Source organism: Mesobacillus maritimus (assembly GCF_019749255.1).
GTDB classification, from domain to species: Bacteria; Bacillota; Bacilli; order Bacillales; family Cytobacillaceae; genus Mesobacillus_B; species Mesobacillus_B maritimus_A.
This window is the reverse complement of the sequence record NZ_JACWFH010000007.1, coordinates 368,685-388,139: the sequence shown is the minus strand read 5'-3', so window position 1 is coordinate 388,139 and position 19,455 is coordinate 368,685. Positions and strand designations below refer to the sequence as shown.

At 39.7% G+C, this 19,455-nt stretch carries 18 protein-coding genes; 13 read left to right on the top strand and 5 right to left on the bottom strand.

Annotated features, from left to right (window positions below; genetic code table 11):
- The first annotated feature begins 39 nt into the window (after positions 1-39).
- From H0185_RS05120 to H0185_RS05105, 4 genes are all read left to right on the top strand, one after another.
- Positions 40-921, top strand: a complete 882-nt coding sequence (locus H0185_RS05120; protein ID WP_221871802.1) for an AraC family transcriptional regulator — start codon at positions 40-42, stop codon at positions 919-921.
- Between the two features lie 209 nt (positions 922-1,130).
- Positions 1,131-1,676 carry a hypothetical protein gene (locus tag H0185_RS05115; protein WP_221871800.1) on the top strand — a complete coding sequence of 182 codons (546 nt, stop codon included), beginning with the start codon at positions 1,131-1,133 and terminating at the stop codon, positions 1,674-1,676.
- A gap of 274 nt (positions 1,677-1,950) precedes the next feature.
- The gene (locus tag H0185_RS05110; RefSeq protein WP_221871798.1) at positions 1,951-2,745 is read left to right on the top strand and encodes an aspartyl protease family protein; all 795 of its coding nucleotides are present in this window, start codon (positions 1,951-1,953) and stop codon (positions 2,743-2,745) included.
- A gap of 19 nt (positions 2,746-2,764) precedes the next feature.
- Entirely contained in the window at positions 2,765-3,319 is a 555-nt protein-coding gene (locus tag H0185_RS05105; protein ID WP_221871796.1) for a GNAT family N-acetyltransferase, read from the top strand.
- 186 nt (positions 3,320-3,505) lie between these two features.
- On the opposite strand, the gene H0185_RS05100 is transcribed toward H0185_RS05105, so the two are convergent.
- Both H0185_RS05100 and H0185_RS05095 read right to left on the bottom strand, forming a co-directional pair.
- A complete protein-coding gene (locus H0185_RS05100) occupies positions 3,506-3,973 on the bottom strand; it encodes a GNAT family N-acetyltransferase (RefSeq protein WP_221871795.1) in 468 nt (155 codons plus the stop codon).
- A 288-nt stretch (positions 3,974-4,261) separates the two neighbouring features.
- A complete protein-coding gene (locus tag H0185_RS05095) occupies positions 4,262-4,513 on the bottom strand; it encodes a DUF2533 family protein (RefSeq protein WP_221871793.1) in 252 nt (83 codons plus the stop codon).
- A gap of 168 nt (positions 4,514-4,681) precedes the next feature.
- Here H0185_RS05095 and fabF point away from each other — a divergent pair, with 168 nt between their 5' ends.
- From fabF to H0185_RS05080, 3 genes are all read left to right on the top strand, one after another.
- A complete protein-coding gene (gene fabF / locus H0185_RS05090) occupies positions 4,682-5,920 on the top strand; it encodes a beta-ketoacyl-ACP synthase II (RefSeq protein WP_221871791.1) in 1,239 nt (412 codons plus the stop codon).
- 375 nt (positions 5,921-6,295) lie between these two features.
- Positions 6,296-6,664: a replication termination protein gene (locus H0185_RS05085; protein WP_221871789.1), complete on the top strand. Its 369-nt coding sequence runs from the start codon at positions 6,296-6,298 to the stop codon at positions 6,662-6,664.
- Between the two features lie 147 nt (positions 6,665-6,811).
- The gene (locus tag H0185_RS05080; protein WP_246629035.1) at positions 6,812-7,477 is read left to right on the top strand and encodes an NUDIX hydrolase; all 666 of its coding nucleotides are present in this window, start codon (positions 6,812-6,814) and stop codon (positions 7,475-7,477) included.
- Here H0185_RS05080 and H0185_RS05075 read toward each other — a convergent pair.
- Entirely contained in the window at positions 7,474-8,307 is an 834-nt protein-coding gene (locus H0185_RS05075) for an MBL fold metallo-hydrolase (protein ID WP_221871784.1), read from the bottom strand. The genes H0185_RS05080 and H0185_RS05075 overlap by 4 nt on opposite strands.
- Before the next feature lie 267 nt (positions 8,308-8,574).
- Between H0185_RS05075 and ilvD the strand changes: the two genes are divergently transcribed.
- Both ilvD and htpG read left to right on the top strand, forming a co-directional pair.
- On the top strand, positions 8,575-10,260 hold the full coding sequence (ilvD, locus tag H0185_RS05070) for a dihydroxy-acid dehydratase (protein WP_246629009.1): 1,686 nt from the start codon (positions 8,575-8,577) through the stop codon (positions 10,258-10,260).
- Between the two features lie 204 nt (positions 10,261-10,464).
- Positions 10,465-12,342 (top strand): molecular chaperone HtpG, encoded by a 1,878-nt coding sequence (gene htpG, locus H0185_RS05065; protein ID WP_221871783.1) that lies wholly within the window; start codon positions 10,465-10,467, stop codon positions 12,340-12,342.
- Positions 12,343-12,389: 47 nt separating this feature from the next.
- On the opposite strand, the gene H0185_RS05060 is transcribed toward htpG, so the two are convergent.
- A complete protein-coding gene (locus H0185_RS05060; RefSeq protein ID WP_221871782.1) occupies positions 12,390-12,563 on the bottom strand; it encodes a hypothetical protein in 174 nt (57 codons plus the stop codon).
- A gap of 160 nt (positions 12,564-12,723) precedes the next feature.
- Here H0185_RS05060 and H0185_RS05055 point away from each other — a divergent pair, with 160 nt between their 5' ends.
- Positions 12,724-13,662: an SDR family oxidoreductase gene (locus tag H0185_RS05055; protein ID WP_221871780.1), complete on the top strand. Its 939-nt coding sequence runs from the start codon at positions 12,724-12,726 to the stop codon at positions 13,660-13,662.
- 212 nt (positions 13,663-13,874) lie between these two features.
- Entirely contained in the window at positions 13,875-16,124 is a 2,250-nt protein-coding gene (locus H0185_RS05050) for an AAA domain-containing protein (protein WP_221871778.1), read from the top strand.
- Positions 16,125-16,281: 157 nt separating this feature from the next.
- Here H0185_RS05050 and H0185_RS05045 read toward each other — a convergent pair whose 3' ends face one another.
- A complete protein-coding gene (locus H0185_RS05045; RefSeq protein WP_246629008.1) occupies positions 16,282-16,533 on the bottom strand; it encodes a hypothetical protein in 252 nt (83 codons plus the stop codon).
- 215 nt (positions 16,534-16,748) lie between these two features.
- On the opposite strand from H0185_RS05045, the gene H0185_RS05040 reads away from it, so the two are divergent.
- Positions 16,749-17,930: a thiolase family protein gene (locus tag H0185_RS05040; RefSeq protein WP_221871776.1), complete on the top strand. Its 1,182-nt coding sequence runs from the start codon at positions 16,749-16,751 to the stop codon at positions 17,928-17,930.
- A gap of 215 nt (positions 17,931-18,145) precedes the next feature.
- The gene (locus H0185_RS05035) at positions 18,146-19,387 is read left to right on the top strand and encodes an MFS transporter (protein WP_425515811.1); all 1,242 of its coding nucleotides are present in this window, start codon (positions 18,146-18,148) and stop codon (positions 19,385-19,387) included.
- Positions 19,388-19,455 lie beyond the last annotated feature (68 nt).

The window sequence follows — 19,455 nt, the reverse complement described above, 5'->3', positions numbered from 1 at the left end:
AAGAGATCATAAATGAAATGGGAAAGGCGGGGAATGTTCATGGAGCGAATGAAGGAATTAGCGGAGTTAATTGAGAGAAATGTAGCGGTGGATGGAACGTATGACACGTCTATATCAGGATTACGTTTTGTTCGGACCACCAAGATTTCTGAACCCGTTTACTCTGTTTATGAACCTTCCCTATGTGTTGTGGCCCAGGGATCAAAATTGGTCCTGCTTGGGGAAGAAAGCTATCAGTATGATTCTGCCAGTTATCTGACTGCTTCCGTTCATTTGCCGATTACGGGACAGGTCATAAAGGCTTCGCCCGAAAATCCTTATTTATGCGTAAATTTGCAGCTTGATATGAACCAGATTTTCGAAGTCGTTCAATCATCGAATCAAGTAATTTCTAATGACTCCCCGAGGCGTGGTCTGGTAATCAACACAATTAATGACTCGCTCCTTGAAGCGGTATTACGGCTTATTAAGCTACTGGAGACTCCACAGGATATAGCAATTCTTGCAGATGGGATCAAACGTGAAATTATTTACCGGATTCTACAGAATGACAAGAATGGTTCCTTGAAGCATTTTGCACTTGTAGGAAGTCAGGCCCAACGGATTGCAAAGGTGATTGAGCTGTTAAACCGTGAATATGCGCAGCCCTTAAAGGTAAATGAATTGGCGAAAGAAGCCAAAATGAGCTCTTCATCCTTTTACAATCATTTCAAGGAAGTCACGGGTATGAGCCCAATTCAGTTTCAGAAACAACTTCGGTTGCAAGAAGCACGCCGATTGCTATTAACGGAAAACCTGGAAGCGGCTGAGGCAGCCTTTCAGGTAGGGTATGAAAGTCCATCTCATTTCAGCCGGGAATACAGCCGTAAATTCGGCCTGTCCCCAATGAAAGACATACGACGTCTGCGGGAAATGTTGTAATAAAAAGAATCATACGTTTACCGAGGGGTGTAAGTGGAAGGGCTTAGGAGTAGTGAATCCAATGCGCTAAATAGAAAACCGAATTGATATTTAAAAAGAAAAAAAGGCTTGGATTGCTATTTCTGGATGTGTGCAAATCGTGTATGTTTTTGTTTTATCAATAGATTACTACATTTCAACGTAATAACATGAAATAAGGTGGTAGAAAAATGGATACTCAAATAAAGTTAGCATTTGAAAAATCAAAATTAGGCGATAAAGATGAGCGATATGAAGCCTATGAAAATATTTTACATGCAACCGATCAAAAAGTTGATTGGGCTTACGAGGTATGGAATCAACTAATAGAGGACTTAACCCATAAAGATAACCATCAACGCTCTCGTGCTGCACAATATTTAGCCAATCTAGCTAAAAGCGACCCAGAGCTGAGAATGATGAAAGATTTCCCTAAATTGTGGGAGGTAACAAAAGATGAAAAGTTTGTTACGGCTAGACATAGTCTCCAATCTATCTGGAAAGTTGGAATTGCTGGTACAGCCCAAAAAGAAATGGTTATGGAGTTTTTGATTGAACGCTTCAAAAAATGTGCAGATGAAAAGAATTTCACGTTAATTCGTAATGACATTATTCAAAACCTGAAAAATCTATATGACCATTTCAATGATGAAGTTATTAAACAAAAAGCATTGGATTTAATTGATACGGTTGATGACAAAAAATACAAAAAAAAATATATGAATATATGGAAGTAGTTTAACAATTTAGAGATTATAAAGCTGAAGTTATGAATGTCTTCAGCGTAGTACATATTAATTTTCCTTTCAGGAAAGGGAATCCGTTCCTCTACCCCTTTATACATAATTAAATGACAGATGAAAGATATAAAGAGTATACAAATAAGTAGGGGTTGAACCGATTTGATTTGCTAGTCTACTAGTAGATGATGAGGAAAAGTCTAAAACAGCTAAACTACAAAATTGAAAAACAGAGTAAGGTGGGAATTGTACGAAAGGAAGGGGAGCATCAATGAAAAGTTTTGATCTCGTGATTAAACAAGATAAAGAAGTTGAGGATGCTGCGGAGATTTTGGTAGATGGAGTCATTGATGGGAGAACTTATCGATTTCTTTTTGATACGGGCGCCAACACTACACGTGTAAGAAATGATGATTACATCAATCACTTTGAATCTTACAGTTCTAAAGATACCTATGGAGTCTTCTCTAAAATGAAAAATGAACAGATTATTGTACCAAATTTAGCATTAGGTCCAATTGAAAAGGTCGATTTTCAGATGAACCGATTTGATAAAGACTCACCAGCCCACAATATTATTGGAATGGATTTCTTACATGACCACTCCTATTTTTTTAACTTTGTTGAAAACAATGTAGAAGTGGATAAGCAAGGTTTGGAAGAGTTAGAATTTTTTGATTTGCATGTTGGAAATAAAGCAATACCAAATGTGGATGTGTATATGGAAGACACTAAGGTAAGCGCTATTTGGGACACAGGTGCCGGGATAACCGTGGTAGATAGTAGATTAGTAGATAAATATCCGAAGTCTTTTAAAAGTTTAAATGTTGTACAAGGAACAGATTCCTCAGGCTCTTCAACAGGAACGCCAATGTACATGATGCAATCGGTGGTTATCGGAAACAAATTATTTCCTACACTAAAAGTAATTAGTATTGATCTATCCTCAATAAATGCTAAATTAGAAAAGCCGATGGATATCATTTTAGGCTATAACTGTTTAAATAAAGCAAATTGGCTATTCGATTTCCCAAATAAAAAGTGGACGATTGTAAAAATGAACTAACCAAAGGAGTATTTTCATAATGGTTGAGATAATAGGGGATAAATTGGTGTTAAAGGAAGCAACAACAAAAGAGATGGACGAATTATACTTTTGGAAATATGAAGAAAAAGAACAAGAAGCAAAAAAGTGGAATGGACCTTATATACCTGAAGAGAAAATCAGCAAAGAAGAATACCGAAAACAGTGGGGACAAGAAATAGTTCCAGATGTTCCTGCTTCATTAGTGATTAAAAGCGCTGGAAAAGCGATTGGTTCTGTTGGTTCGTATTGGGTAGACCAGAACACAAACTGGCTTGAAACCGGAATTGTAATCTATGATAAAAAGTTTTGGAACGGTGGATATGGTTCCGAAGCCTATAAACTTTGGATTGCTTATCTTTTTGAATCTACACACTTACATCGAATAGGGATGTCTACTTGGTCTGGGAATAAACGAATGATGAAGGTAGCAGAAAGAATAGGCATGCAAGTAGAAGCACGTATTAGAAAGGCAAGAATCGTTGATGGTGAGTATTTTGATGCTATAAAAATGGGGATATTACGGGAAGAATGGGATGAAATCCATCGAAAATAAAGATTAGACTCTTTTATAAATCGTTGTAAGTAGTAATAATTTGGACTGTAGCGACAGTCCTTTTCTCTAGTTAAGGCTCTGTTAAAAGGTTTAATGTTGATAGTAAATAGAACTTCCAAGTATTTGGAAGTTCTATTTCAAAATATAGTCTTCTTCAACTAAAGGCACCCACTACTTGAAGAAGAGTCATCCACACTCATATACCATTTTAAGAAACTCAAATGTACTACCATTTGTACCCCGCATAAAAGTCTCGACATCTTTAAATCCAACTTTTCTGTATAATTTTATAGCTCGTTGATTAAAAGTTGCCACTGATAATGTGATTTTTTCAGGTTTAAATTCCGATAGAATAAAAGTAATACCTGCCCTTAAAAATTCTCCTCCAGTGCCTTTACCAGTTAAATCTGGTCTCATTCCTAAACCAATATCAAAAATCTTATCAGTAACTTTACTTATACTAAGAAAAGCAACCAATTCATTTTCTTTAGTTACAGCAAATGTTGAGTTCCCTCGTTTTTCTGGATTTAAAAATTCGTCTAAATCTTCTTCATCAGCTTCCATATCATAAAAAGAATACTCACCATCATAATGCCAATTAAAGGCAATATCTTCTGCTTGTTCTTGAGTCATCACTTTACATTCATAAACCATTTTATTCACCTTCATCTCAATACTAAATAATCTCGTTCAACGCTTGCTAAGTTTGGTTCGGAGTTGGATCGAGTACCCGGTTCAAAAATACAGACTGTGTTATTTCGAGGGAACATTCACCCAAAGAGTCAAGGGTGACGTGTTCCTAAGACACAGCTTTCATTAAAAAAGAATTACAAACAAAAAAACGACTGTGCAAAATTTCACTCAGTCGTTTTTTGCTCGCTATATAAATTGTTACTTAGGTTAGGGCATTTTGTTGTCACTCATAAAAATGGGTAAAGTTTTCTATAACTTTCCTACATACTCCTGAACCATTTCCACGGTAACATTTTTCCTCTTGGGCAGCATCCGCACGGTTAAACGGTTCATGTTATTTGTCACTTGGTTGATTTTATCCGTCGTAAAAGGTTGACCTTGTTTGCATAGTTCTACCGCTTCTTCTATGTAGGCCTCACGTAGTTGATCCATTCGTAAAAACTCCTGGTAGTCTTGATTCTGGTTGTAAGCATGTTTAATTAAGTCCTTATGTACACTCATGGTTTTCTCCTCGTAAGTAAATTTTGTAAATTTGCAATCTTTTTTCCTACTATACCATATCGCAGCACGATGATTAAGACTTACACCCGAGAAAAATAATTAAAAATATGATATAATGACTTATAGTAGATATTAGTACCTAGTATTAAAACGAGTGGGGAGATTGGAATGAAAAAACGAGTCGTTGTTACAGGAATTGGCGCAGTAACTCCATTAGGCAATGATGTTTTTACTACATGGGAGAACATTAAAAGTGGTGTGTCAGGCATTGCGCCGATTACAAAGTTTAATGCAGAGAATAACAGTGTGAAAGTGGCTGGGGAAGTTAAGGAATTTGCACCAGAGGAATTCATTGATAGCAAAGAAGCGAAAAGAATGGGGCGCTTTACCCAATTCGCTGTCGCCGCAAGTAAGATGGCAATCAATGACGCAGGCGTTGAGATTGGGAAGGACATCGGTCCCGAGCGAATCGGAGTATGGATTGGCTCAGGAATTGGTGGCCTGGATGAATTTGAGGTCCAGCACAAGCGCTTTCTAGAAAAAGGCCCTAGACGCGTGAATCCATTTACGATTCCAATGTTGATCCCTGACATGGCAGCTGGGCGCGTTTCAATTGAATTAGGCGCAAAAGCGATTAATAATTGCTCGGTGACCGCTTGTGCATCAGGAGCCAATTCCATCGGTGATGCTTTCCGCGTGATTCAAAACGGAGATGTTGAGATGATGGTCGCAGGTGGGACGGAAGCGGCAATCACAGAAATGACGATTGCCGGGTTTACCAATATGACCGCACTTTCGACCAACTCTGACCCTAATACCGCAAGTCGACCTTTTGATAAAAACCGCGATGGATTCGTCATTGCTGAAGGTGCAGGGGTAGTCATTTTAGAAGAGTTAGAACACGCTTTGGCCAGAGGAGCAAAGATTTATGGAGAGTTAGTTGGATATGGTGCAACAGGCGATGCCTTTCATATTACGGCTCCAGCACCAAAAGGAGAAGGGGCACAAAGAGCGATGCATTTAGCATTGAAAGATGCTGGTATTTCCCCCGAACAAATTGACTATATCAACGCTCATGGAACGAGCACACCCTACAATGATTTATATGAAACTCAAGCTGTTAAAGAGTTTTTTGGTCAGCACGCTTATGCCCTATCCATCAGCTCGACGAAATCAATGACAGGGCATCTGCTGGGTGCAGCTGGGGCAGTGGAAGCGATTTTCTCCTTGTTATCGATAAAAGAAGGAATTGTCCCTCCAACGATCAATTATCAAACAGCCGATGAAGAACTAGATTTAGATTATGTAGCAAATAAAGCTAAAACGAAAAAGGTGAATGCTGTTTTATCAAATTCATTAGGATTTGGTGGACATAATGCATCTTTAGTCTTTAAAAGATATGAATAATCTTTCTGCCCGGAGTTCATCTTCGGGCTTTTTTCTGCCTTTATTCGACAAAATCTATTAGTAATTACTAGAGTATGAAGGTAATTTAGGGTTAAAATAGCATAATCGGGTAGAGAATTATTTTCACAGAAAGTGAAATTAGCACTATGTGCTAAATACACACTCTAAAATTCAACTGTACCTCGCCCAATAATTTGCTGGAACATCCTATTTTTATTCACGATAGTAGTTAAATGGCAACACCAACTGGAATGAAATGGTAGTGTGTAACTAGTACAGTGTGCTATAATTAGATTGAAAATTATAATTTTTTAAACATCATAGATTGCAAGAAACAAAATATCCCAACCACTCCTATTTTGAGGTGAGCGATCGATGGTTAAAAAGCGAGAAAGTACTGGATTTCTAATTAAACAGCGTGCTTTTCTTAAATTGTACATTCTTAGCAGTATTGAGAAAGAACGTTGGTATGGCATGCAGTTATTAGATGAATTAAAATCAGCCTTTAAACCTTATGGCTATGAGCCACAGCATTCAGAAATTTACCGCGCCCTTCATGACTTACTAGAAGATGGGATTTTAACTAGAAAAAAAGTGATAGAGGAAGGATCGAAATACAAAGAAGTTGCGGTGTATTCAGTTAAAAATATGGAAGAAGCAAAAGCTTATAAAAAACTAGTAAAAGCTGACCTTGACCGAGGCGAACAGCTATTACGAAAGGCGATCAAAGATAATTTTTCATAATCCCTTCACCAGTTTAAATCCACCCTACCGTAATGAGGTGGATTTCTTCTATATTATTATACTGATTTCCTGAGGGGGAGTTGAATATATATAGGGACAGGATGAAAGACGCATTTTCAAATTAAGGGAGGCGTTTCAGTGGATCGTATGATAAAACCTGCTTCAACAGTTGTTTTAATGGATCAATTAAATCGAGTTTATTTGACGAAGCGACCAAAAACGATGAAATTTCTAGGAGGATATTATGTCTTCCCAGGTGGTTCGGTGGAACATGAGGATGAAGAGATCAAAAAAGATTATATAAAAAATGAAAAAGACCCAGATGCTTTTAGCTTAGGTCATTATATTGCTGCCGCAAGAGAACTCTTTGAAGAAGTTGGCGTGTTACTTGCCAACCATGACGACGGTACATTTGCCAAGTTGAAGAACCAAACAGAATGGGAGTACCGTCGTCAACTACTTAATGGTGAAATCTCTTTCACGCAAATTTTAAGACAAGAAAATCTTTATTTTGATTTTAATCATTTAACGTATTTTGGGCATCGAATTACACCAAAGGAAAGCCCAATCCGGTTTGATACTCGCTTTTTTATCGCAAAGCTTCCGAATAACCAAAGTCCTAAGCCTGAACAAAATGAAATTGATGAAGCTTTCTGGATGAATCCTGTAGATATTTTAACAGCCTATCAAGAAGGGAAGATGCCTTTAGTTCCCCCAACAATCGATTCTCTTGAAACGATTTTAAACCACCAAAACGGCGGAGAGTTAATGATGGGAAAACAAAGACCGGAAAGATTTCCATTTCGAACTTAACCTTTCAGTGAAAACTGTGAGTCTTCTTGCGTGACAATATCTTCATTCACTAGTTTTATAAGGTGAGCTTCGGTTGTTCTTCTAGCCACTTCGAACACACTAGGATGAATATTGTCTTGATAAATGAATTGGGTTAATTCAGTTGTACTGACTTTTTTATGGTGTGCGAGCAGTTCTTTAATTTGCTGTTCGCGCTGTAAGCGCCGGTCCAACACAAATTGGATCTGTTGGTGTGGGGCTAGCACCCATTCCCCATGTCCTGGACCGAGCTTGTCTATCGCCAACTTTTGTAAACGCTTTAAAGAATGGATATAATCGGCCATTTCACCGTCTGGTTTGCCAATCCATGTAGTTCCTTCTCCTAAAATATTGTCACCAACTAACAGAACTTTTTCTGAAGGAATATATAAATTTAGGTGACCTGGAGTATGACCTGGAGTATGAATCGCCATCACTTTGACTCCTGCTACGGTCAATTCGTGTTCATCATCGATCGCACACACTTCTTTTACTGGAGAAATTCCAACCAAAATGTTTTGTTGCTCTTTACCATGACATAGAATCGTAGGTTCCCAGTCAACTAACTGCCGTACACCAGGGGCGTGATCAGGATGGTAGTGCGTTAGCACAATCACACGAGGGGTCGCTAGACTATGCTCCGCAATGGCCTTCTCTAAGCCTTCTTTTGTCTCAGGTTGATCATAGCCAGCATCAAGCAACATGCTTTCATGTTCATTCCCAATTAAATAACAGTTCGTTGAGGTGTGTGGCCATAATGTCGGAGTGGGGATTGGGACACGAATGATTTTTAGTTTCTTATGACTAGACACAAACATCGTCCTTTCCTTCAATAACCTTTTGTAGGTCTATATAGTGTTAACTGTATATTACGAGTTTTTGATAGGAAAGGAAAGAGATAATGGGAAAATTCTGAATCTATTGTTTCTATGGGAACTTCCTTCAGAAACTCAAAAAAAGAAAAGTTTCTATTGTTTTATTTGTTAGAACATTTGATTTTTTAAAAATAAATGGTATTATTTCATATAATAATAAAATAATATTATTGAATATAAAGATAATTGGAGGTCTTATATCCTATGTCCGAGGGGAAAATGAGAAGTGACATGATTAAAAAGGGTTACGACCGAGCTCCGCATCGTAGTTTATTGCGTGCTGCCGGCGTAAAAGAAGAGGATTTTGGGAAACCATTCATTGCTGTATGTAATTCATATATTGATATTGTCCCTGGACATGTTCATTTGCAAGAGTTTGGGAAGATTGTAAAGGATGCCATTCGTGAAGCGGGCGGCGTTCCATTTGAATTTAATACCATTGGCGTTGACGACGGAATTGCGATGGGCCATATCGGAATGCGTTATTCCTTGCCAAGCCGTGAAATTATTGCCGATTCAATTGAAACGGTCGTTTCGGCTCACTGGTTTGATGGCATGGTTTGTATTCCAAACTGCGATAAGATCACTCCAGGAATGATGATGGCTGCTTTACGCGTGAACATCCCTACCATTTTCGTTAGCGGTGGACCAATGAAAGCCGGTGTTGATAAAGATGGCAACCCACTTTCATTATCATCTGTATTTGAAGGGGTAGGAGCCTACCAAGCTGGAAAAATCGATGAACAAGGTCTAATGGACCTTGAACAGCTAGCTTGTCCGACTTGTGGTTCTTGCTCAGGAATGTTCACAGCAAACTCTATGAACTGTTTAGCAGAAGGCTTAGGACTAGCGCTTCCTGGAAATGGAACGATTTTAGCTGTGTCTGAAGATCGTAAGGAATTTGTTAAAAAATCTGCAAAACAATTGATGAACATCATTAAAGAAGACATTAAGCCGCGTGATATCGTGACAATCGACACGATTGACAATGCGTTTGCTTTAGATATGGCAATGGGTGGTTCTACAAATACTGTGCTTCATACCCTTGCATTAGCACATGAAGCAGAAATCGATTACCCAATTGAGCGCATCAATGAAATTGCCAACCGTGTACCACATCTTGCTAAAATCGCTCCAGCGTCTGATTATCATATTGAAGATGTACATAATGCAGGGGGCGTAAGTGCAATCATCAACGAATTGCTTAAGAAACCAGGTGCTATAAATGGAGATTTAATTACTGTATCAGGCAAAACACTTAGAGAGAATGTAGCTGGTGCTGATATTTTAAATAAAGATGTCATTCGTCCATTAGACAACCCACATTCTGAGCGCGGTGGACTTGCCGTACTATTCGGAAACCTAGCCCCTGAAGGAAGTATTATTAAAGTAGGCGCGGTTGACCCAGCTGTTGGCGGTTATCATAGAGGTCCAGCGATTTGCTTTGATTCCCAAGAGGAAGCCTTAAACGGCATTATCAACAAGAAGGTAAAAGAAGGACACGTCGTTGTTATTCGGTATGAAGGTCCTAAAGGTGGACCAGGAATGCCAGAAATGCTTGCACCTACTTCACAAATTGTTGGAATGGGACTTGGAGCGAAAGTCGGCTTGATTACCGATGGTCGTTTCTCAGGTGCATCTCGTGGAATTAGTATTGGTCATATTTCACCAGAAGCAGCTGAAGGTGGTCCAATCGCCTTTGTTGAAGACGGTGACATCATTGAGTTGGATTTAAATAATCGAACAATCAATCTTGAAATCTCTGACGAAGAGTTTGAACAAAGAAAAGCCAACTGGAAAGGCTTCGAGCCATCTGTGAAGAAAGGCTACTTAGCTCGTTATTCAAAAATGGTGACCAACGCAAGCCAAGGTGGCGTATTAAAAATATAATGGACCTAACAGCAACAGTAGAAACATGCTACTGTTGCTGTTTTTTTACGTGTTTATATTGACATAAATAAAGAAAATATGATATTAAAATATTGGTATGGATTAGCACTCGTGATAATAGAGTGCTAAACTATGAATAGCTATCAAGGTCTTAGGTGGCCACATACAAAGAAAACTTCTATTACTCAAAAAGGAGAGGTTGCAATGGAAAAGAAGCAGTTTCAAGCAGAATCGAAACGACTATTAGAAATGATGATTAACTCGATCTATTCTCAAAAGGAAGTGTTTTTACGAGAGTTAATTTCAAATGCTAGTGATGCGATTGATAAAATCTATTATAAAGCATTAACAGATGACTCTTTAACGTTTGACAAAGATAGCTATTACATAAAAGTGAGCGCTGATAAGGATAGCCGCACATTAAAAATCTCTGATACAGGGATTGGAATGACAAAAGAAGAGCTCGAAAACAATCTTGGGGTAATCGCTAAGAGTGGTTCATTAGCCTTCAAAAAAGAAAATGAAGCCAAAGATGGTCATGATATCATTGGGCAATTTGGTGTCGGTTTTTATGCGGCGTTTATGGTCGCAGATGTTGTAACGGTAATCAGTAAGGCTCTCGAAAGTAACCAAGCCTATAAATGGCAGTCTGAGGGGGCAGATGGCTACACAATCGAAGAGGTTGAGAAAGACACTGTTGGAACAGAAATCATTCTAACCATCAAAGAAAATACTGAAGATGATAACTACGATGAATACCTTGAAGAATATCGCTTAAAACAAATTATTAAAAAGTACTCTGACTTTATTCGCTACCCAATTAAGATGGACGTAACCCAGCGCAGCCCGAAAGAGGGGAGTGAAGGAGAGTATGATGAGTACACAGAAGAACAAACCATCAATAGCATGGTTCCAATCTGGAGAAAAAATAAAAATGAGCTAACCGATGAAGATTATGCAAACTTTTATGCTGAAAAACATTATGGCTTTGATAAGCCGTTAAAGCATATTCACGTCTCTGTGGATGGAAGCATTCGCTATAATGCCATTTTATTTATCCCTGAGAAAATGCCATTTGATTACTACTCAAAAGAGTTTGAAAAAGGCTTGGAGCTGTATTCAAATGGCGTCTTGATCATGAATAAATGTGCAGATTTGCTTCCAGACCATTTCAGCTTTGTTAAAGGAATGGTGGATTCAGAGGATTTATCGTTAAATATCTCGAGGGAAATCCTTCAGCATGACCGACAGTTGAAACTCATCGCGAAAAACATTAGCAAAAAGATCAAAAGTGAATTGCAAAGCTTGTTGAAAAACGAACGTGAAAAGTATGTAGAATTCTACAATTCTTTCGGTCGACAGTTAAAATTCGGAGTCTATAATGAATTCGGAGCAAATAAGGAAGCTTTACAAGATTTATTAATGTTCTATTCTTCAAAGGAAAAGAAACTAGTTACGCTGGATGAATATGTTTCAAGAATGCCAGAAGACCAGAAATACATCTATTATGCTTCTGGAGACTCAAATGAAAGAATAGAAAAGCTACCACAAACTGAGTTAGTAGCAGACAAAGGCTATGAAATTTTATACTTCACAGAAGAAATTGATGAGTTCGCAATCAAGATGTTAATGAACTACAAGGAAAAAGAATTTAAATCGGTGTCTAGTGGTGACTTAGGCATTGAGGAAGAGAACAAGGAAACAGAAGAAAGCACTGAGCAAGAAAGCAAGGAACTATTTGAAGCAATGAAGGAAGTTTTAGGTGGAAAAGTTAAAGATGTACGCGCATCAAAACGCCTAAAATCTCACCCGGTGTGTTTAACAACTGAAGGAGACATTTCAATTGAAATGGAAAAAATCCTTGCAGCAATGCCAGATAATCAAAACATTAAAGCAGATAAAGTGCTTGAGATCAATATCAACCATGAAGTATTTGCATCTTTAAAATCAGCGCTTGAGAAGGATAAAGAAAAATTAAACCTTTATACCAACCTATTATATAACCAGGCATTGCTAATTGAAGGCTTGCCAATTCAAGATCCTGTTGAGTTTACGAATGATATTTGTAAGGTAATGGTTTAACGATAGAAATAGCCTTGTATCTTTTACGGATACAAGGCTATTTTTATTTAAATAATCGGGTAATAAGGTTCATAACGCGGATGTGCATAGTAAGGTGGTCTAGGTCCGATTTTAGGAAGTTGGTAAGGATGTTTATTTTGGGCATACAGCACATTTACTTTTTTATCTGAATGATTTACCAACAATAGCTTGACCTCTGGATTGTATACAAGATTTTGCATGAGTTAGCCTCCTTCATAGTTCTTTGTTAGTGTATTCAGGTTACCTTATGTTAGCGCCCGTCCAACTACGGATGTTCGATGACTAGCCACCTCCTAAACAGGCACTAACTACGCCTAGATGACATAAAGTATTCAGAAAATGCTTCTGTAGGAGGATACTATGTCAGAACATCATCATCATCCAAAACAACAATTGAGCAATCAAGAATATCCGATGTACCCGAATTACGGGAAAATCACGGAATATAAAGAGACCCCCATCACGGTTCCTGAACAAAGACAGCTTCGTCAGCCAGGGCTAGAAAATCTGATGGTTCCTCGGCCGATTATCGAAAATCCGAATTATCATGGAAGTGGGAAGCTCAAAGGAAAAGTAGCGCTGATTACAGGTGGTGACAGTGGAATCGGTGCTGCTGCGGCCATTGCCTTTGCGAAAGAAGGCGCGGATGTTTCAATTTCCTACTTAGATGAACATGAGGATGCGAATCGAACGAAAAATAGAATTGAAGAACTAGGACAAAGGTGTCTGCTGCTACCAGGTGACCTAAGAAATAAACAGCAATGCATTGAGATTGTCAAAGCAACGGTGCGAACCTTCGGCAAGCTCGATGTGTTATGCAATCATGTTGGCATTCAGTTTCAGCAATCTAGCCTTCTTGATATTACCGATGAGCAGTTCGACGACACCTTTAAAGTAAACATTTATTCCCATTTCTACACCACAAGAGCAGCTCTCCCATACTTAAAAGCAGGCAGCAGCATTATCAATACAGCTTCAGTTGTTGCTTTCTACGGGCATGACCAATTGCTTGATTACAGTGCAACAAAGGCAGCGAATGTAGGGTTTACCCGTGCGCTTGCAAATAATTTGGTCGATAAAGGGATTCGTGTCAATGCCGTTGCACCAGGTCGCTTCTGGACCCCACTGATTCCAGCAAGTTTTTCCGCAGACCAAGTACCACTACCCGGTAACCCGATGGAACGACAAGGTCAGCCATTTGAAATTGCACCAACTTTTGTATACCTCGCTTCAGATGACTCCCGTTTTGTCACTGGCCAAACACTACACGTAAATGGTGGTCAAGTGATGTCTTCGTGAAAATATGTCATAATAGGAACAGCACTTATTCAATTAAGTGTTGTTTTTATTTTTTACTCAAATATAGAAGGGGTTAACCATCTGAGCTTATATTGAAGCTCCATAAATTATGAGTAATAAGTTCACAAAGAAATAACTAGCTGTTTTCACATTAAAAATTCGGCTTAGTTACACATTTTACAAAACAGTCTAATTTAAAGAAGGAAGCCATCATGACGAATACAAAAACATATATAAAGCAATGGCAGCAAGCGTTGCAAAATGAAATTTCCTATCTAAAGAAATACGGAGGAAGCAGGTATATCGTAAATAATGGTCGCCTGCTATCCAAGGACGAACATTCTACCTATTATTTTGATACAGTCAGTTCACTCCGGGTTCCCGTGGGTTCTTCAATCAAGCTAGAGTGGGGTGGACTAAAGGAGAGTGGGCGGATTCTTTCCTCAGAAGGGAAAGGCGTCATTCTCTCACTCGAAGGAAATTTCGGTGATTTAATCTCTGAAGCTTATCTCTTGCATGATCCATGGGAATTGCTTGAACAATTGATTGAACGCTTTGATGAAATTAAAAAAAGCAAACAAAAGCGAGCACGAGTTTTAAAACTAATGGACCCTTCAATGGAAGCCAAGCACCCAACAGACAAGATAAAAAGTTCTGTCCATGAACTGCTGTTAAGGTCAAAGTATAACCCTGTTACTTATGTTTGGGGTCCACCTGGAACAGGGAAGACCTATACATTAGCTCGAGTAGCGGCAAATAAATATTTACAAGAAAAAAAGGTTCTTGTCTTGTCCCATAGCAATCAGGCTGTAGATGTCTTAATCGGAGAAATTTCAACGTTTCTTAAAAAGAAGAAGAAATTTCAGGAAGGAGAGATTCTCCGGTACGGTGCCAATACCGGGGAAGCTTTAACGGGCCATCCTGACATTACTTCGAGCCAGTTAATTGAGAAAAAAGATCCATTGCTTTCCAACGAAAGAGAAACATTGTTCCTTGAGAGAAGGAACTTAAAACAAGATTTGTATCGATCGTTCAGTAAACGTGACTCAAATGAATTACTTGAAATCGAAACAAAAATCGCAAGGGTTCTTGATAAAATGCGCCAAAAAGAACTTGAACTCCTTCATGACGCTTCCTTAATCGGGACAACCTTGGCAAAAGCAGCAACAGATAGCGCCATCTATGAGAAAGAGTTTGATTTGGTGATTCTTGATGAAGCAAGCATGGCTTATGTCCCGCAGGCTGCCTTTGCGGCAACTTTAGGGAAACGTGTCATCATCTGTGGAGACTTCAAACAATTACCACCAATCGCCTCTAGTCGAGATTCACTTGTGACGGAATGGTTAAAAGAGGATGTGTTTCATAAAGCAGGCGTGGTCGAGTCAGTCAACGAAGGCAAACTGCATCCACACTTGTTTTTATTAAATGAACAACGCAGGATGCATCCAGATATTTCTGCATTTACGAATCAGTACGTATATAAAGGGCTTGTCACGGATCATGAATCAGTGTTTAAAAATAGAAACCTAATTGTCGGTCAAGCTCCTTTTCCAAACCGTGCTTCAATCCTGCTAGATACCAGCTATACAGGGTTACACAGCATTAGTGAGACAGGTTCCAACTCTAGATATAATCTCTGGCAACTGTTATTGTCTTTTCAACTCATTCATGAATCGTATTTAGCTGGAGCAACTTCGATTGGGTATGTCACTCCATACCGAGCTCAAGCGTATTTGATGGGGCTATTGCTTGAAGAATTATCTGAGACATCGATGAAAGGGGCGGATATCATTGCGGCAACCGTTCATAAGTTTCAGGGGAGCGAACGAGATGTGATGATATTCGATACCGTGGATGGTCCGCCTCAAACCCGCGCTGGCATGCTGTTAATTGGCAAAGATAGTGAACGACTTATTAATGTTGCGATAACGCGGACAAGAGGGAAATTTATCCATGTTAGCAACAATGAGTTTATTGCGAAAAATGTCTATAGAAGCAAGACACTTCGCCAGCTTGTCCAACACCAAATCAGCCATCAGCAAAGGGTCACAACAAAGGAAATTGGAACCTGGATAAAGAACCAACATGCGAACCTTCAGTGGATTCATGCCCGCAAACTAGAGAGTGTCTTCACCGATTTGAATGGTGCCAAATCCTCAGTGGTTCTCTCCCTTCCTGCAGGGACCTCACTTTCTGCAGAATGGAAGACTCAGCTTAAAAGGAGAGCATCACGAGTACAGCTAACAGTGCTATCGAACGAAGATTGGACAGATCTAGCTGTCGATACTTATGTGGAGGAGCCTGTACCATTTCCTTTTATCCTCATTGATGAACAACTTCTTTGGCTTGGTCTTCCGTTGGAAGGTGCTCGAGAGGTAGAACCACCGTTTGTCGCTGCACGGCTGGACTCTAAACTGATAGGGGAATATATGATCGGTCAAATGGGCAGGGAGAAAAATTAGCAGAGAATAACAAGCACACAAGCCATCTTCAATAGAGATGGTTTGTGTGCTTTTTTAAGTGAGATAAACAAAAGTATGACAATTTTTTAATCCCGATAGGCCACACTTACGCTAAGATTGGCTAATGGATTATAGCAACATTCCTTACAGAAACATCCTACCAATAAAATGGATAACCGTACCCATAACCATATGGATATGGGGATGGATAACCATATCCTCCTAATAAGCTACCAGCAAGTGCTCCTCCTAATAATCCCCCAACAAATGGTCCGCCGAAACCAAAGCCAAACGGGCGACCAAAACCAAAAGGTCTACCATATCCGAATGGACGACCAAATCCCCATGGGCGTCGACCGATAATTCTTGTGTCATAGGGATTCATAGGCATATCCTGTCTATATTGCATTTCCAAATTCCTCCTCCTTTTTATACTCACTGAATTATATGCATGAAACTAGTCTAGGTCTTGGGTATCTGTCATGCTTAGAGGATACTTTTCATCATTAAATTTCCTAAATATTTTGTTAAGTGTAGTAAAAAAAGCCATAGAGTTATAAAATGAAAGAAGGACAGTCTCTTCTACATTAGAAGGAAACGATTATTTATTGAGGAGTGAATAGGATGAAAGCGGTTTATTTGGTTGAGGGTGCTCGTACACCATTTGGTAGTTTTGGAGGTTCGTTAAAATCGGTCACGGATATTGACCTAGGGGTTATTGCAAGCAAAGAAGCTTTAAAACGAAGCAATGTTCCAGCTAGTGATATTGACCATGTGTTTTTTGGAAATGTGATACATACGACAAAGGCTGCTTCTTACCTGTCTCGGCATATCGCTCTTAAAGCAGGCATCCCATTTGAAGTACCTGCTTTAACCTTAAATCGACTTTGTGGCTCAGGTTTACAAGCTGTTGTCTCAGCTGCGCAAACCATCATGCTAGGTGATGCTGAAACAGCACTCGCTGGAGGCGCAGAGAATATGAGTCAGGCTCCACACACTTTACGCGATACCCGTTTTGGAACAGGGCTAAAACCGCCAGTAATTGATGATATGCTGACGTTAACACTGCAAGATCAATATACAGGATGTGGCATGGGGATTACTGCGGAAAACTTGGCAGACCAATATGAGATTAGTAGAGAAGAACAAGACCAATTCGCGCTACTGTCACAGCAACGGGCAACCGCTGCCAGAGAATCAGGGAAGTTCCAAAAAGAAATTGTTCAGGTTGAGGTATCAAGCAGAAAAGGTTCCACTTTCGTCACAGAAGATGAACATATTAAACCAGGTACAACCCTCGAAAAACTAGCAAGTTTGCGCCCAGCATTCAAAAAGGACGGTTTGGTAACAGCTGGTAATGCAAGTGGAATTAATGACGGTGCCGCAGCGGTGGTATTGGCTTCTGAGCAATATTTAACCGAACATCCTGATGTAAAACCATTGGCGAAAATCACTTCATGGGGAATCGCGGGCGTTGACCCAACGATTATGGGGATTGGACCTGTCCCAGCAAGTCAAATTGCTCTGTCAAAAGCAGGATTATCGATTGACGACATTGATTTAGTGGAATTAAATGAAGCGTTTGCCGCTCAATCATTAGCGGTTATCAAAGCCCTAAATTTAAATCAGGAAAAAGTCAATGTAAATGGCGGAGCTATAGCCTTAGGTCACCCAGTTGGCGCAAGTGGAGCTAGAATTCTTCACTCATTAGCACTAGAATTGAAGGAAAGACAAGGGAAATATGGATTAGCAACATTATGTATTGGTGGCGGACAAGGAATCTCGGTTATTATTGAAAGTGTTTAAAATCCAGACCAGCCGTTTTATCGGTTTTGCATTTTAAATAGGTTCATAGAGTGAAACGTGCTCCCGTTGTTTTAATGGAGCACGTTTTCTTGGTCCTATCTTTATTTTTCCTTTGCCTAAAAAGGTAAAGGATATGAAATGGGGTCTGCGTGATGAATCATCATTCTAGTGATTCAGCAACTAGTAAAGAACAACCAGTTTGGTTGCAGGAGTATATGAATTCAGCTGAAAAACAACAGCAATTATACCGCAGGACACTACTCATTGTAGTGATTTCACAAATTTTCGGTGGAGCAGGACTAGCCGCGGGGATTACGGTTGGAGCGTTGCTCGCTCAAGACATGCTAGGAACAAGTAACTTTGCAGGAGTTCCAACGGCGCTGTTCACCCTTGGTTCCGCTGGAGCAGCCTATTTTGTCGGGCGTCTTTCACAAAAGTTAGGACGCCGTGCTGGACTAGCTTCCGGCTTTTTGGTGGGGGGAATTGGTGCTGTCGGAGTTGTTTTAGCGGCAGTATTACATAGTGTGTTCCTTTTATTTGCATCCTTAGTCTTATACGGAGCTGGGACGGCAACGAATTTATTAGCCCGATACGCAGGAACAGATTTAGCCAACGGCAAGCAACGGGCAACCGCTGTTAGCATCGCCATGGTTTTTACAACCTTCGGAGCTGTTGCGGGCCCAAATATGGTAGGTGTGATGGGGCGAGTTGCGACAGCGATCGGAGTACCGTCATTGGCTGGTACCTTCATTCTTGCAGCAGCCGCTTATATCCTTGCGGGGATTGTGATCTTAGTTTTCCTTCGTCCTGATCCACTCGTCATTGCCAACGCCCTCGCGTCTGAACAAAAAAAAGTGGAAAGTTTATCTTCTGTAAAGCCGTCTAATTCACTTCCTTTAAACAAAAAAGGGGTTACCGCCGGCGCTGTGGTAATGGTCTTAAGTCAATTTGTCATGATTGCGATTATGACGATGACACCTGTTCATATGGGTCATTTTGGACATGACTTGAACATGGTTGGCCTTGTGATTGGTATCCATATCGGCGCGATGTTCCTGCCTTCTTTATTAACAGGTATCCTTGTCGATAAAGTTGGTACAACACGCATGGCCATTTCTTTTGCAATCACACTTTTGGTAGCTGGTTTTATCGCCGCGTTTGCACCAGGAGATTCTTTGTTCGTCTTAATACTTGCGTTAGCCTTGCTTGGGCTAGGGTGGAACTTTGGGTTAATTAGTGGCACAACAATGATCGTCGAATCAACGAGTATATCTACTCGTGCAAAAACGCAAGGTTCAGTTGATGTCTTAATCGCTTTGTCGGGCGCATCTGGGGGAGTGCTTTCGGGAATGGTAGTAGCACACTCTAGTTTTGCGACACTCTCAATTGCTGGGGGAATTCTTTCCATTCTGCTCATTCCTGTAGTAATCTGGTCTCTAAAAAAGGAGCAAGTATGACATCCTTGAGTGTTTAAGATCTAGCGATTAATATAAAGAAGAATGATGATATGTTTTCTTGGAGGTTT

What these genes read in the sequence shown, in the direction of transcription:
- H0185_RS05120 (WP_221871802.1), top strand. Translation starts at nt 40, where the DNA reads ATGGAGCGAATGAAGGAATTAGCGGAGTTAATTGAGAGAAATGTAGCG.
- H0185_RS05040 (WP_221871776.1), top strand. Translation starts at nt 16,749, where the DNA reads ATGAAAGCGGTTTATTTGGTTGAGGGTGCTCGTACACCATTTGGTAGT.
- H0185_RS05060 (WP_221871782.1), bottom strand. Translation starts at nt 12,563, where the DNA reads ATGCAAAATCTTGTATACAATCCAGAGGTCAAGCTATTGTTGGTAAAT.
- H0185_RS05045 (WP_246629008.1), bottom strand. Translation starts at nt 16,533, where the DNA reads ATGCAATATAGACAGGATATGCCTATGAATCCCTATGACACAAGAATT.
- htpG (WP_221871783.1), top strand. Translation starts at nt 10,465, where the DNA reads ATGGAAAAGAAGCAGTTTCAAGCAGAATCGAAACGACTATTAGAAATG.
- fabF (WP_221871791.1), top strand. Translation starts at nt 4,682, where the DNA reads ATGAAAAAACGAGTCGTTGTTACAGGAATTGGCGCAGTAACTCCATTA.
- H0185_RS05085 (WP_221871789.1), top strand. Translation starts at nt 6,296, where the DNA reads ATGGTTAAAAAGCGAGAAAGTACTGGATTTCTAATTAAACAGCGTGCT.
- H0185_RS05080 (WP_246629035.1), top strand. Translation starts at nt 6,812, where the DNA reads ATGATAAAACCTGCTTCAACAGTTGTTTTAATGGATCAATTAAATCGA.
- H0185_RS05035 (WP_425515811.1), top strand. Translation starts at nt 18,146, where the DNA reads ATGAATTCAGCTGAAAAACAACAGCAATTATACCGCAGGACACTACTC.
- ilvD (WP_246629009.1), top strand. Translation starts at nt 8,575, where the DNA reads ATGTCCGAGGGGAAAATGAGAAGTGACATGATTAAAAAGGGTTACGAC.
- H0185_RS05095 (WP_221871793.1), bottom strand. Translation starts at nt 4,513, where the DNA reads ATGAGTGTACATAAGGACTTAATTAAACATGCTTACAACCAGAATCAA.
- H0185_RS05055 (WP_221871780.1), top strand. Translation starts at nt 12,724, where the DNA reads ATGTCAGAACATCATCATCATCCAAAACAACAATTGAGCAATCAAGAA.
- H0185_RS05110 (WP_221871798.1), top strand. Translation starts at nt 1,951, where the DNA reads ATGAAAAGTTTTGATCTCGTGATTAAACAAGATAAAGAAGTTGAGGAT.
- H0185_RS05105 (WP_221871796.1), top strand. Translation starts at nt 2,765, where the DNA reads ATGGTTGAGATAATAGGGGATAAATTGGTGTTAAAGGAAGCAACAACA.
- H0185_RS05100 (WP_221871795.1), bottom strand. Translation starts at nt 3,973, where the DNA reads ATGGTTTATGAATGTAAAGTGATGACTCAAGAACAAGCAGAAGATATT.
- H0185_RS05115 (WP_221871800.1), top strand. Translation starts at nt 1,131, where the DNA reads ATGGATACTCAAATAAAGTTAGCATTTGAAAAATCAAAATTAGGCGAT.
- H0185_RS05050 (WP_221871778.1), top strand. Translation starts at nt 13,875, where the DNA reads ATGACGAATACAAAAACATATATAAAGCAATGGCAGCAAGCGTTGCAA.